Genomic DNA, 12,229 nt, shown 5'->3' with positions numbered 1-12,229 from the left:
GATATAGGCCGCGGGAACCGGCGGGCCGCTGTTCAGATCGCGGGTCAGGTCGCCGGCGGGCGGGGTCGCCGGCGCGGTCTGGGCATGGGCGGCGCCGGCCAGCGACAGCAGGGCGGCGGCGGTAAGCAGCTGGACTTTCATGATCCCGACCTTCGCGCCTCAGCCGGCGAACGGCAAGGCCCTGAGCGCATAGGCGACGACCGCGGTCAGGCCCGAGGCCGCCGCCGCGAGGCCGACGAACCAGGCCAGCCGCCGCCACAACGGGCCGCCGTCCTCGCCGGGCTCGGGCGGGGGCACGGGTCTAATGATGATAGCCGGCCTCTGCATCGATCTTGCCGCGGAAGACCCAATAGACCCAGCCGGTGTAGCCCAGGATCAGCGGGAGGATGGCCGCGGTGCCGACCAGCATCAGCGCCAGGGCGTTGTCGGGAGCGGCGGCCTGCCGGAAGTCGATGTCATAGGGGACAATGGACGGCATGAAGCTGGCGGCCAGACCCAGATAGCCCGACAGGAACAGCAACAGGGCGCCCGCGAACGGCCAGCGGTGCGATCCCCGCCTCGCCATGCCCACGACCAGCCACAGGCCGGCCAGGCCCAGGGCCGGAATGGCCAGCAACGGGGCGAGGGTGGGCCAGTCGACGGCGAAGCCCGACCCGGGATCGAAGCCCCACCGGCTGGCGATGCGCGGATGGATGAACAGGGTGGCCACGCTGACGGCCGCCAGCAGACCGCCCACGGCGGCGGCGCTGATCAGGGTCCAGCGTTTCGCGTCGCCATGCAGGTTGTCCGTCGTCTTCATCATCAGCCATGTCCCGCCCAGCAGGGCGTAGCCGGCCACGATGCCCGCCGCGACCAGCAGGGTGTAGGGCGTCAGCCAGTCGAAGGTCCCGCCGGCGAACCGCGCGTTCTCGACCGTCACGCCCTGGATGAAGCCGCCAAGGATCAGGCCTTGCGCCACCGCGGTCAGGATCGACCCTCCGGCGAACATCTGGGTCCAGAATCTGCGGCCCCGGTTGCGGGCGCGGAAGCGGAACTCGAAGGCCACGCCGCGCAGGATCAGGCCCGCCAGCATCAGCAGCACCGGCAGATACAGCGCCGGCATCAACACCGAATAGGCCAGGGGGAATGCGGCCAGCAGGCCGCCGCCGCCCAGCACCAGCCAGGTCTCGTTGCCGTCCCAGACGGGGGCGATGGTGTTCATCATCACGTCCCGCTCCTCCTTCGACCGGGCGAAGGGGAACAGGATGCCGACGCCCAGATCGAAGCCGTCGAGCATGACGTAAAGCAGGACGGCCGTGGCGATCAGTCCGGCCCAGATCAGCGGCAGGTCCAGCATCATTCGCCCTTCCCCGGAGTGGTGTCTTGCGGCGCCTTGGCCAGGGCCGAGCCGGGCGCCCGGTCCTGACGCGGCGCGGGCTCGGTCAGGGCCGCGACGGGCCCCTCGGCCATCAGCCGCAGAATGAATAGGGCTCCGGCGGTGAAGACGACGGCGTAGACTATGACATAGGCGGTCAGACTGGCGGCCACCTCGGCCGTCGTCACGGGAGAAACCGCGTCGCGGGTGCGCAGAACGCCATAGACCAGCCACGGCTGGCGTCCGACCTCGGTGACCATCCAGCCGGCCAGAACGGCGATGAAGCCTGAAGGGCCCATGGCCACGCACCAGCGCAGGAACCAGGGGCTGTCGAACAGCCGGCGACGCCAGATAAGCAGGGCCCCGACCGCGCCGAGGGCGATCATAAGCAGGCCGAGCCCGACCATGATGCGGAAGCCGATGAAGGGGATGAAGGGCGGGGGCTGGTCGTCGCGCGGCCAGGCGTCGAGACCCTGGATGACCTCGTCCTTCGGCACGTTCTGGATCCAGTTGCCCACACCGGGGACCGAAACCTCGAAATGGTTCTTCTGCGCGTCACGATCAGGAATGCCGAACAGGTGCAGCGGCTGGTCGGCCCGGCTCTGCCAGTAGCCCTCGAGGGCGGCGGTCTTGGCAGGCTGATGCTCGTGGGCGACGACGCCCGACCAGTGGCCGGCGACCAGTTGCAGCGGTGCGACGATGACGATCAGGCCGATGGCCATGACCAGGGCGATGCGGCTTTCGGTCCAACCCCTGACGGGCGGCTCGCCCCGCTCCTTGAGCACGCGGTACGCCGAGGCGGCGCCGACGGCCAGGCCGGTCGTCAGGAAGGCGGCCAGCAGCATGTGCGTCAGCCGCGACGGGAAGCTGGGGTTGAAAATGACCTGGATGAAGTCGGTGGCCTGGAAACGGCCGTCGGCCATGATCTCGAAACCCTGCGGCGTCTGCATCCAGCTGTTGGCGGACAGGATCCAGAAGGCCGAGATGGTCGTGCCGACGGCGACCAGACAGGTGGCCGCAAAATGCAGCCTTGGCCCGACCTTCTTCCAGCCGAACAGCATGACGCCCAGGAAGGACGCCTCGAGGAAGAAGGCGGTCAGGACCTCATAGGCCAGCAGCGGGCCGATGACGCCGCCGGTCAGACGGATGAATTCGGACCAGTTGGTGCCGAACTGGTAGCTGAGCACCACGCCGGAGACGACGCCCATGCCGAAGCTGAGGGCGAAGATCTTGACCCAGAACAGGTACAGGACCTTGAACGCGTCCCGCTTCGTCCAGAGCCACAGACCTTCGAGCACCGCCAGAAACGCCGCCAGCCCGATGGTGAAGGCGGGAAACAGGATGTGGAAGGCGATGGTGAAGGCGAACTGCAGTCGCGACAGCAGCAGCGCGTCAAATTCCACGGCTCTATGTCCTCACTGATCTGACCGGTCAGGAATGAACCTCCCGGCCCGCCGTGTCCATGCGCGATCCGCCGCGCGGCGGATCGCCGCGATCAGGCGGCGGGAAGCTCGACCCAGAATATCGCGCCTTCGCCCGGCGTCGATGTCACGCCGATCGAGCCGCCCTGCAGTTCGACCAGGCGCTTGGCCAGCGCCAGGCCAATGCCGTGGCCCTCGACCGCGGAACGTTCGAGACCCAGACGGTTGAAGGGTTCGAACAACTGCGCCTGTTTCTCGGGCGACAGGCCGGGGCCGCGGTCTCTGACCTCGATCCGCACGCCGTCGTAGATCTTGCTGGCGCGGAGAATGACGAGGCCGCCGGCCCCTCCGTATTTGACGGCGTTGGAGGCCAGGTTGGAGATGACCTGGGTCAGGCGTTGGGAGTCGGCCAGGGCGACAAGGCCATCGCCTTCGCTGATCACCTCAAGGCGCACGCCCAGGGCTTCGGGGCGAAGGGCGACCGCCCGCTTCACGTCCTCAAGCACGCCGGGCACGTCGGTGGGACGCAGTTCGACCTTCACCGCGCCGGATTCGGCGCGGGCGACATCCAGCAGATCGTGAGCCAGCGCCTCTATCTGACGGGCCGTCTTGACCAGCATGTCCGCCATTTCGGCCTGGGTGTCGGTGACGGGTCCCAGCTGCCCCGTCTTCCACAGGTCGCCTATGCCGATCACGCCGCCGACGGGGCTCTTGATCTCGTGGGCGACGTTGGCGAGAAGGCGCGACTTGGCTTCCGAAGCGCGTTCAGCGCGAACCTGGCCGGCCTTGGCGCGGTCCGACAGACGATCCCTTTCCTCCAGCAAGGCCGCCACGAGCATGATCGGCAGGTAGCCGAACAGGATCAGCAACTGGGCCATCATGGCGCGGTCGGCGCCGTCGAATGCGACGCCGTAAGGACCAAGGCCGCGCATGGCGCCGCCGACGGCGAGGATGGCTATGATGATCAAGGCCGCCGTGACGCCCAGCATCCTCAGCCGGACGGCGATCAGCAGCAGGAGGGGCATGGTGAGGAAGCCGACAGGCATCGTCTGCGAGAAGACGGTGACGGACAGGGCCGTCAGCAGGCCGAGCAGGACCATCGCCTCAATGGCGCGGGCCGGCGCGCGGAAGCGGACGATCTCGCGCTTCGTGAGCGCCAGACCGAAGCTCGACAGCACGGCGACGCCGAGCGCATGGCCGAACCACCAGGTCTGGGCGGTGTCCAGGAAGCTGGCTCCCTGCATCCACCACAGCATGGCGCCCGCAAAAACGGCGGCTGGCAGCGGTCCCAGGACGGCGGCGCTGACCAGGAAGCGGCAGGCTCCCTGGACGGAAGCCAGATTCAGCGTCGGCGCGAACCGGCGCGCCAGCAGGACGGAAACATAGACGTCCAGCATGTTGGCGACGGTGAACATGGCCGTCAGCTCGGCGGAATTGCCGGCCAGCAGGTTGCCGGCCGCCATGCCCATGGCGACCAGGGCGCCGAACGACAGGTCGTACAGCGGTCCCCGCGAGGTGCGGAGCCAGACCGCGACGGCCAGGCCGCCCGCGCCCCAGAGCGCGGCGACGACACCTGCCGAGCGGGCGAAGGTGATGGCCAGGACGACCAGCACCATGACCGCCATCGCGGTGAACACCGGCGCCAGGGGCTGGCCGATCCCGCTGGTCGGACGCTGGCTGTCCCCGACGCGCCGGACCGCCGGTGCTGTGACACCGGTGGCGGGCTCCAGGGGTTCGAGCGCACGGCTCATCTGCATTTTTGGTCCGGGGACGACAGGAGTAGTCCCCGTTCCTATGCCCCCGCTTCCTAATATCCCCTGAAGGTCAGGCGCCGGACGCCAACGCCGCCGTCAGTTCGCGGACGGCCGCCGCGGGACCGTCCGGATGGTTCCACACCGCCGAACTGACAGCTACGAAGTCCGCGCCGGCGCGCGCCAGCTCGCCCGCCGTCGCGGCGGTGATGCCGCCGATGGCGACGCAGGGAATCTCGACGGTCTCCTGCCATATGGTCAGGATTTCAGGATCCGGGCGGTGGATCGTCTCCTTTGTCGTGGTCGGATAGAAGGCGCCGAAGGCGACATAGTCGGCGCCCGCCTCGGCCGCGTCCATCGCCAGTTCGCGGCTGTCGTGACAGGTCACGCCGATCATGGCTTCGCGGCCCATGATCCGCCGCGCCTCGGCGACGGAAGCATCGCCCTGCCCTAGATGAACGCCGTCACAGCCCGAGCGCGCCGCGAGGTCGGGCCGGTCGTTCAGGATCACGGCGACCCCGCGCGCCTGGGCGACCGGCTTCAGCGCCGCCACGGCGGCGAGGAAGACGCCGTCGTCGACATCCTTGAGCCGGATCTGGAGCGCCGCCGTCCCGCCGGCGTCAAGCGCCGCTTCGAGGGCGCCGGCGAAGGCGGCGAGATCGGGCAATGCGGGCGGGGTGATCAGATAGAGCTGACACGGCGGACGCGGGATGATGACGGGTTCTCGGGCCATCCGGCGGGCCTGGGGCGCCGGAGGCCCGGCGTCAACACCGTAGTGACACGGAATGCGAATGACTTGCAAACGACGCCGCCTTGCTGCTATAGCGAACCATTCGCAACCAGTCGGGTCCGCCCTTCCGTGTACGTCTGCAACTGCAACGGTCTTCGCAAACGGGACGTCGCCGCCGCCATCGAGGCGGGCGCGACCCGGCCGCGCGACGTCTTCGCCCGCAACCAGTGCGCCGTCCAGTGCGCCAGATGTGTCTGCGAAATGCGCGAGATGATCCAGGACAGCCGCGAAACCTACGCCATGGCGGCTGAATAGGCCCTCCCTCACGGGAGATTCATTCGCATTTTCAATGTCGCGAGAAGTGTTCGCAGGTGAACACAAGCCCGCGTCGCGTGTTAGGATATGCGTTCACAGCCGGTGATTCACGACGGTCGGGCCGACCGCCGCGCCGCTGACGGAAAGAACGACGATGAAGGGCGATCCCGCGATCATCCGCACGCTGAATGCGGTTCTCACCAACGAATTGACGGCGGTGAACCAGTATTTCCTGCACGCACGGATGTTCGAGAGCTGGGGCCTGAAGCATCTGGGCCAGGTCATCTACGACGAATCGATCGGCGAGATGAAGCACGCCGACAAGCTGATCAAGCGGGTGCTGTTCCTGGACGGCCTGCCGAATCTGCAGGACCTGCACAAGCTGAAGATCGGCGAGAACGCCTTCGAATGCCTGGGCGCCGACCTTTCGCTGGAGCTGGGCGGGCGCGACACGCTTCTGGCGGGCATCGCCCAGTGCGAGGCGGCGTCGGACTTCATCAGCCGCCAGATCCTGACCGAAATCCTCGCCGACACGGAAGAGCATATCGATTTCCTGGAAGCGCAGCACAAGCTGATCGAACAGCTTGGCGAGCAGAACTATCTGCAGTCCGCCATGACCGAGATCGCGCCGGACCGGAGCGCCACCGGGAACTGAACTAGAGCACCTCGCGCCGGGCCAGATGGGCGACGGCGAGGGCCAGCACGACCAGACCCAGGCCGCAGCCCAGACCGAGGGCCGTGTTCACGCGCCACGCCTCGGTCGCCAGCATGTTGACCGGCATCTGCCAGGGGAAGAAGACGCCCTCCCTGGCCGCGGTGGCGACGACCGAGAAGAAGGTCCCGCCGATGCCGACCACCAGCGCCGGCACGAAGCTGGCGAACCGCAGGGCGGTCCACAGCTGGATGGCGACCATCAGGATCGCGGCGAGGAAGACCTTGCCCATGGTCGTGGCGTAGAGGGCGAAGTCCAGCGGCCCCGTGGGCGTCAGGTCAGGCTTGACCGTCGTCGCCAGCGTCACCGCGCCCCAGGTCAGGATCAACGTCGCAACGCTCATGACGGCCACCACCGCCAGAACCATCACCGCCTTGGCCGCATAGAGACGCCAGCGCGGCAGCGGCAGGCTGCGCAGATGGTCCCATGACTTCGGACCGTGCTCCATGTGGGCGACGAGGGCGGTCAGGGCCGTCACGCTCATCGGCAGCATGAAGAAGGACCAGACGCCGATCGAACTGACCATCCACATCTCCCATGGCTGGGGCGCCTTGCCGCGCAACGCCATGAAGAAGGCGAAGATGGCGATCAGCGACGGCGCGGCGACAGCCAGCAGGGCGGCCAGCGACCGGTTCAGCTTGCGGATTTCCACGGACAGGACGGCGAGCATCAGACGAACTCCGGCTGGGGTGCAGTGACGACGGTGGAGGCGGCCGCCTGACGGTAGATGCCTTCCAGCGAGCGGGCCCGGGCGCCGATGGCGAACACGGCGACCCCGGCCTCGACCAGGGCGCGGTTCATGGCTGAAACCGCGGCGTCCGGATCGTCTCCGGGACTGAGCCGCGCCGTCAGGCCGTCGTCGGCCACGGACAGCGCCAGATCGAACGGCCTGAGCACGGCGGACGCCCTTCCCGCATCATCGACCCGCAGGGCGATCTCGGGCGCGAGGTCCGCCTTGATCCGCGCCAGTTCCCCCTCCAGCACCAGCCGGCCCTCGTGGACGATGCCGACATGGGTGGCGATCTGCTCGATCTCGCCCAGCAGGTGGCTGGACAGCAGCACGGTGGCGCCGGTCCGGGCCGGCAGGTCCTTGAGGAAGCGGCGCATGTCGGCGATGCCGTCGGGGTCCAGACCGTTGGTCGGCTCGTCGAGGACCAGCACCGGCGGCGCGCCCAGCATGGCGCGGGCCAGTCCCAGCCGCTGGCGCATGCCCAGGGAGTAGTCGGAGACCCGACGGCCGCCGTGCTCCGACATCTCGACCACCTCCAGCACCCGGTCGATCTCGGCCGCCGGCAATCCCAGCAGCGTACGGGTCAGATCGAGGTTCTGACGCCCTGTCAGATTGGCGTAGAAGCCGTGCGCTTCCAGCAGCGCCCCGACCTTCCGCGCAGCCCCGATGCGGTCGCGGGCGACGTCGATCCCGGCGATGCGCGCCGAGCCCGAGGTCGGGCGGAGCAGGCCCAGCAGCATCTTCAGCGTCGTCGTCTTGCCCGCGCCGTTGCGCCCGAGGAAGCCGTAGACGGCCCGGTCCGGCACGGTCATCGACACCGCGTCGACGGCCCTGTGCGAGCCGAAGCGACGGGTCAGGGCCTCGGTTTCGATGGTGGCTGTCATGGCGGCGGCGCTCGCATTCGTTTAAGTCTGATATAAAGTTGCGAAACCCTCGTCTTTAAGTCAAGATTAAAGATCAGACATCAATTCCACGCCCCGGAGCGTCGCGTGAGCCAGACCGACCTCGTCCGTTTCCGCCGCATGTGCGGCCAGTTCCGCTGGCTGGCGGTGTTCATGGTGGTCACCATCGGCGCGCTGCTGACCATGACGAATCTCGTTGGTGCGATCGCGCACTGGACGCGCGAAAGTCCAGCGACCTACGAGACCCGGTATCTGGTCGGAATGATCTGGGCCCTGCCGCCGGCCTGTTACCTCTTCGGTGTCTGGTCCATCGGCCAGGCAATGGGTCAGATCTCAAAGGGCCGGCTGTTCCAGCCGGCTGTCGCATCCGCCCTGCGCCGGGTCGGCCTGGCGCTCGGGATCGGCGGCGTGTTCAGCGTCTTCATCATGAGCAACCTGCTGCGGGTGATCGGCGAGGCGCGCGGCGGCTATCTGCATTTCGACGTCCCCGGCATGACCCTGGGCATGATCGGCGGCGCCCTGTTCCTGCTGGGCCGCGTCATCGACCAGGCGAGCCGCGTCCAGGCCGAGCTGGACGAGATGATCTGATGCCCGTCCGCGTGACGCTCGACGCCCTGATCGTGAAGAAGGGCCTGAAGGCGCGCGACCTCGCGGCCGAGGTGGGCCTCAGCGAAACCCAGCTGTCCCTGTTCCGTTCGGGCAAGGTGAAGGGCATCCGGTTCCGCACCCTCGCACGGCTGTGCGCGGCGCTGGACTGCAAGCCGGGCGACCTGCTGGACTACGGCTTCGACCCCGCCGATCTCGCCCTGGTCGACGACGACGAGGTCTGACGGAACCGCCGCGCCGTCCCGCCATTGTCTGTCCGCAGACAGGGAGAGCCGCGCGTGACCGACATCGACGACATCTTCGACGACGCCCGCGACGCCGCCGGCGACTTCCTGAACGCCAACGAACGCGACATCGGCCATGTCATCCTGGGCGTGGCGGTGACGATCGGCTTCGCCCTGGGCGCGACGCTGCTGGCGCGGACCACGATCCGGCCCCGGCCGATGCGTCTGGCCGATGACGACGCCCCGATCACCGAGCGGCCGCGCGGACCGCTGAGCCTGATCCTGCCGGCGGTGTTCTCGGTGACGACCCTGTCGGCGGTGCGCGTGTGGAACGCCCCTGCCCGGCCCGAGCGCACCACGGCCATGGCCCTGTGGGCCGCCGCCCAGGCGCTGAACGCCGTCTGGATCGCCATGCGCCCCGCCAGCCGCACCCTGCAGATCGCCGCCGCCATGTCGTCCGCGGGCCTGGCCGCCGCCTTCGCCCACGAGGCCCGCAAGCTGGACAACCGCGCCGGCAAGCTGGCGGCGCCCAGCGGCGGCTCGGTGCATCTGGCCAACCTGGTGCAGGGCCGGTCGCGGGACGAGCGGCCCACCGTCCACTGAGCCCGCCTTGCCGGATGACGCCGCATCCTCTAGGGACTGCGCCCGTTCGCGCGCCGTCGAGGCTTGCGCCCAATCCCTTCCGAGACACCGATGAAGATCAACGGCAACACCATCAAGCCCGGCATGGTCCTTGAGCACAACAAGGGCCTGTGGGTCGTGACCAAGGCCAGCCACGTCAAGCCCGGCAAGGGCGGCGCCTTCGCCAACATCGAGGCCAAGAACCTCGAGACGGGCAACAAGCTGAGCGAACGCTTCCGGTCGGAAGACAAGGTCGAGCGCGTCACGCTGGAACAGAAGGACTTCTCGTTCCTGTACGAACAGGGCGACGCCCTGGTGTTCATGGACGACGCCACCTACGAGCAGACCGAGCTGCAGAAGGACTGGGTCGGCGAGGACCGCGTCGCCTATCTGCAGGACGGCATGAAGGTCGTCATCGAAATGCACGAGGACCGGCCCATCGGCCTGACCCTGCCCGACCAGGTCACGCTGGAAGTCGTCGAGACCGAGCCCACGGTGAAGGGCCAGACCGCCTCGTCCTCCTACAAGCCCGCCATCGCCAACAACGGCGTGCGCATCATGATCCCGCCCTATATGGGCGTCGGCGAGAAGATCGTCGTCGACACCACCACCGGCGAGTACGTCCGCCGCGCCGAATAGTGAGCGAGAGGTGCTAGTGAGCAAGGGGTGAGCACGACCCCGCGCCATTTTCGCTCACTTCTCGCTCACTGGCACTTCTCACCGACGCCCCGCCGGCGTCGCCTTTGAACTTCTCCGCATCTCCGGGCCACGCGCCTTTTCAGGACATGCGGACCAGGAGATCCCCATGGCCCTCGCCTCCGCCCTCGTTTCCGTCATCATCGACGCCGTCCGCAAGACCGCGCGGCCCATGCTGCGCGACTTCGGCGAGGTGTCGCAGCTGCAGGTGTCCCGCAAGGGCCCCGGCGACTTCGTCACCGCCGCCGACATCAAGGCCGAGGACACCCTGTACGAACTGCTCATGAAGGCCCGCCCCGGCTACGGCTTCCTGGGCGAGGAACGCGGCATGATCGAGGGGACCGACAAGTCCCACATGTGGATCGTCGACCCGATCGACGGCACCACCAACTTCATGCACGCCATGCCCCATTTCGCCATAACGGTGGGCCTGCAGCGCACCGCGCCGGACGGGACCTCCGAGATCGTGGCGGGCGTGACCTACAATCCGGTGATGAACGAGCTGTTCTGGGCCGAGAAGGGCAAGGGCTGCTATCTGAACGACCAGCGCATCCGCGTCGCCGGGCGTCGCGACCTGTCGGAAAGCCTGGTCGCCACCGGCCTGCCCTTCATCGGCAAGACGGGCCACGCCCAGGCCATCAAGGACATCCACGCCATCGGCCAGCGCGTCGCCGGCATCCGCCGCCTCGGCTCGGCGGCGCTGGACTTCGCCTGGGTCGCGGCGGGGCGGTACGACGCCTACTATGAGCGCAACCTCCAGCCCTGGGACGTGGCCGCGGGCATATTGTTCGTCACCGAGGCGGGCGGCGTGGTCACCACCATCGACGGCGAGGGCCGGCCGGAGACGGGGGCGCAGATCCTGGCCTCGAACTCCGAACTGCATCCGCAAATCCAGAAGGTGCTGCGGGGCTGACCGCCCACACAGACCGTGCATCCCCGCGAAGGCGGGACCCAGGTTTGAGCGGCGACCAGACTGGTTGAGCTGACCAGCGCTCATTCAGACACCGACCGTGAGGCTAAAGCCTGGGTCCCCGCCTTCGCGGGGATGCACGGAATTTTTGGCCGCCAGTGACGTCGTCCGGAGGGCAGAGAGTCTCGGAGTCCCGCGGAAAAAATGCGGGCGGCGGCCCCTGCGGATCAGGCGCCCCGGCGGACGAGGCTTCGCGGGGCGGAGCCGACGTGTTCAACACTGTCAAAGACCAGGCCCGGCGGGCATTTCACTATTTTGCATATGCCTGCGTCAGAAACGGTCGCAGGCCGGGTTTGCGGCGAGCAGACGCCTGTCAGACGGGGTCGGAAGTAGTGGATTCCTGTCCTCAAAAGGGCGGGTTGGAGGGGGCGAGAGTCTCCATGTCGGCGGAGGCGCGGCTCCTCCGAGAGTGGACCGCGACCGTTACTGCTCCCTCTTGAACAGGTCCTGGAAGATGAGCGGGCCCCAGGTTTGGCCGCGAGCGTGCACCAGCGCGCCGCCCTCGTTGAGTTTGCCCAGATTGATGGAGGCGAACCCGAGTCGTTTGGCCAAGGCCGCCACGGGCGCGGTCGCGCCCTCGTCGTCGCTCGACAGGAAGACGACCCGACGACCGCCTTCGACGACCGGATCGGTCGCCAAGGTGGCCGCGATCAGGTGATTGAACCCTTTGACGAATTTGGCGCCCGGGAAGGCCTTCGCGACGACGGCGGAGGACGGAACACCCTCCAGCGCGTCAGGGACCGGAAACAGGTTCATCGCGTCGATGACGGTCTTGCCTGACCAGTTCGGCAGCGCCTTCGCGACATCGGGGTGCGCCTCGAAACGGACCGCCAGGAAGACGGTGTCCGCCTTGACAGCCTCCGCCAGGGTCCTGGGGATGACCGTGGGTCCGATTGCGGCCGCGTCAGCCGAGAAGGACTCCGGGTCGCGCGTGGTTGCGACGGACACTTCGACGCCGTGGCGGGCGAACGCCTTGGCGAGGGCCTGGCCGATCTTGCCGAAGCCGATGATTGCGTAGCTCATAGTCGTCTCCTCAGGTTTTCAGAGTTGCGCCAGGCCGCCGTCGACGGCGACCTCGCTGGCGGTCATGAAGCTGCTGTCCGATGATGCGAGAAAGGCCGCCGCCGCCCCGATCTCCGCCGGATCGGCCATGCGCTTGAGCGGACTCATCGCGGCGAAGACCTTCATGCCTTCCTC

At 68.0% G+C, this 12,229-nt stretch carries 16 protein-coding genes; 7 read left to right on the top strand and 9 right to left on the bottom strand.

Features of this window, described 5'->3' with window-relative positions; genetic code table 11:
- Nucleotides 1–159 precede the first annotated feature (159 nt).
- The 5 genes from VN378_RS08720 to thiE form a co-directional block, all read right to left on the bottom strand.
- The gene (locus VN378_RS08720) at nt 160–297 is read right to left on the bottom strand and encodes a hypothetical protein (RefSeq protein WP_325742934.1); all 138 of its coding nucleotides are present in this window, start codon (nt 295–297) and stop codon (nt 160–162) included.
- Nucleotides 298–301: 4 nt separating this feature from the next.
- Nucleotides 302–1,339 carry a cytochrome d ubiquinol oxidase subunit II gene (gene cydB / locus VN378_RS08715; protein WP_325742932.1) on the bottom strand — a complete coding sequence of 346 codons (1,038 nt, stop codon included), beginning with the start codon at nt 1,337–1,339 and terminating at the stop codon, nt 302–304.
- Nucleotides 1,336–2,757: a cytochrome ubiquinol oxidase subunit I gene (locus VN378_RS08710; RefSeq protein WP_325742930.1), complete on the bottom strand. Its 1,422-nt coding sequence runs from the start codon at nt 2,755–2,757 to the stop codon at nt 1,336–1,338. Before VN378_RS08710 ends, cydB begins: the two co-directional genes overlap by 4 nt.
- A 92-nt stretch (nt 2,758–2,849) precedes the next feature.
- Nucleotides 2,850–4,526 (bottom strand): sensor histidine kinase, encoded by a 1,677-nt coding sequence (locus VN378_RS08705; RefSeq protein WP_325742928.1) that lies wholly within the window; start codon nt 4,524–4,526, stop codon nt 2,850–2,852.
- Nucleotides 4,527–4,599: 73 nt separating this feature from the next.
- Complete coding sequence (gene thiE, locus VN378_RS08700) at nt 4,600–5,259, bottom strand: thiamine phosphate synthase (RefSeq protein WP_325742926.1); 660 nt, start codon at nt 5,257–5,259, stop codon at nt 4,600–4,602.
- Between the two features lie 126 nt (nt 5,260–5,385).
- On the opposite strand from thiE, the gene VN378_RS08695 reads away from it, so the two are divergent.
- Together VN378_RS08695 and bfr are read left to right on the top strand one after the other, a co-directional pair.
- Nucleotides 5,386–5,571, top strand: coding sequence for a (2Fe-2S)-binding protein (locus VN378_RS08695; RefSeq protein WP_325742924.1), 186 nt, complete (start codon nt 5,386–5,388; stop codon nt 5,569–5,571).
- 154 nt (nt 5,572–5,725) lie between these two features.
- Nucleotides 5,726–6,226: a bacterioferritin gene (gene bfr / locus VN378_RS08690; protein WP_325742922.1), complete on the top strand. Its 501-nt coding sequence runs from the start codon at nt 5,726–5,728 to the stop codon at nt 6,224–6,226.
- Between the two features lies 1 nt (nt 6,227).
- Here bfr and VN378_RS08685 read toward each other — a convergent pair whose 3' ends face one another.
- Both VN378_RS08685 and VN378_RS08680 read right to left on the bottom strand, forming a co-directional pair.
- Entirely contained in the window at nt 6,228–6,953 is a 726-nt protein-coding gene (locus VN378_RS08685) for an ABC transporter permease (RefSeq protein ID WP_325742920.1), read from the bottom strand.
- Entirely contained in the window at nt 6,953–7,897 is a 945-nt protein-coding gene (locus VN378_RS08680; protein ID WP_325742918.1) for an ABC transporter ATP-binding protein, read from the bottom strand. Before VN378_RS08680 ends, VN378_RS08685 begins: the two co-directional genes overlap by 1 nt.
- 105 nt (nt 7,898–8,002) lie before the next feature.
- Between VN378_RS08680 and VN378_RS08675 the strand changes: the two genes are divergently transcribed.
- The 5 genes from VN378_RS08675 (at nt 8,003) to VN378_RS08655 (ending at nt 10,975) form a co-directional block, all read left to right on the top strand.
- Nucleotides 8,003–8,503, top strand: a complete 501-nt coding sequence (locus VN378_RS08675; protein WP_325742916.1) for a DUF2975 domain-containing protein — start codon at nt 8,003–8,005, stop codon at nt 8,501–8,503.
- Entirely contained in the window at nt 8,503–8,745 is a 243-nt protein-coding gene (locus tag VN378_RS08670) for a helix-turn-helix transcriptional regulator (protein WP_325742914.1), read from the top strand. The genes VN378_RS08675 and VN378_RS08670 overlap by 1 nt, the downstream gene beginning before the upstream one ends.
- Nucleotides 8,746–8,799: 54 nt before the next feature.
- Entirely contained in the window at nt 8,800–9,348 is a 549-nt protein-coding gene (locus tag VN378_RS08665; RefSeq protein WP_325742912.1) for a tryptophan-rich sensory protein, read from the top strand.
- Between the two features lie 90 nt (nt 9,349–9,438).
- Nucleotides 9,439–10,005, top strand: coding sequence for an elongation factor P (gene efp / locus VN378_RS08660; protein ID WP_325742910.1), 567 nt, complete (start codon nt 9,439–9,441; stop codon nt 10,003–10,005).
- Between the two features lie 166 nt (nt 10,006–10,171).
- A complete protein-coding gene (locus VN378_RS08655; RefSeq protein ID WP_325742908.1) occupies nt 10,172–10,975 on the top strand; it encodes an inositol monophosphatase family protein in 804 nt (267 codons plus the stop codon).
- A gap of 480 nt (nt 10,976–11,455) precedes the next feature.
- Here the strand turns inward: VN378_RS08655 and VN378_RS08650 are convergent, their stop codons facing one another.
- Nucleotides 11,456–12,055, bottom strand: coding sequence for an NADPH-dependent F420 reductase (locus tag VN378_RS08650; RefSeq protein ID WP_325742906.1), 600 nt, complete (start codon nt 12,053–12,055; stop codon nt 11,456–11,458).
- Between the two features lie 18 nt (nt 12,056–12,073).
- Nucleotides 12,074–12,220 carry an SDR family oxidoreductase gene (locus VN378_RS08645; RefSeq protein ID WP_325741841.1) on the bottom strand — a complete coding sequence of 49 codons (147 nt, stop codon included), beginning with the start codon at nt 12,218–12,220 and terminating at the stop codon, nt 12,074–12,076.
- Nucleotides 12,221–12,229 lie beyond the last annotated feature (9 nt).

The organism is Brevundimonas sp. (assembly GCF_035561115.1).
Taxonomy (GTDB): Bacteria; Pseudomonadota; Alphaproteobacteria; order Caulobacterales; family Caulobacteraceae; genus Brevundimonas.
The sequence above is the reverse complement of the archived record's forward strand: the minus strand, read 5'-3'. Positions and strand labels throughout refer to the sequence as shown.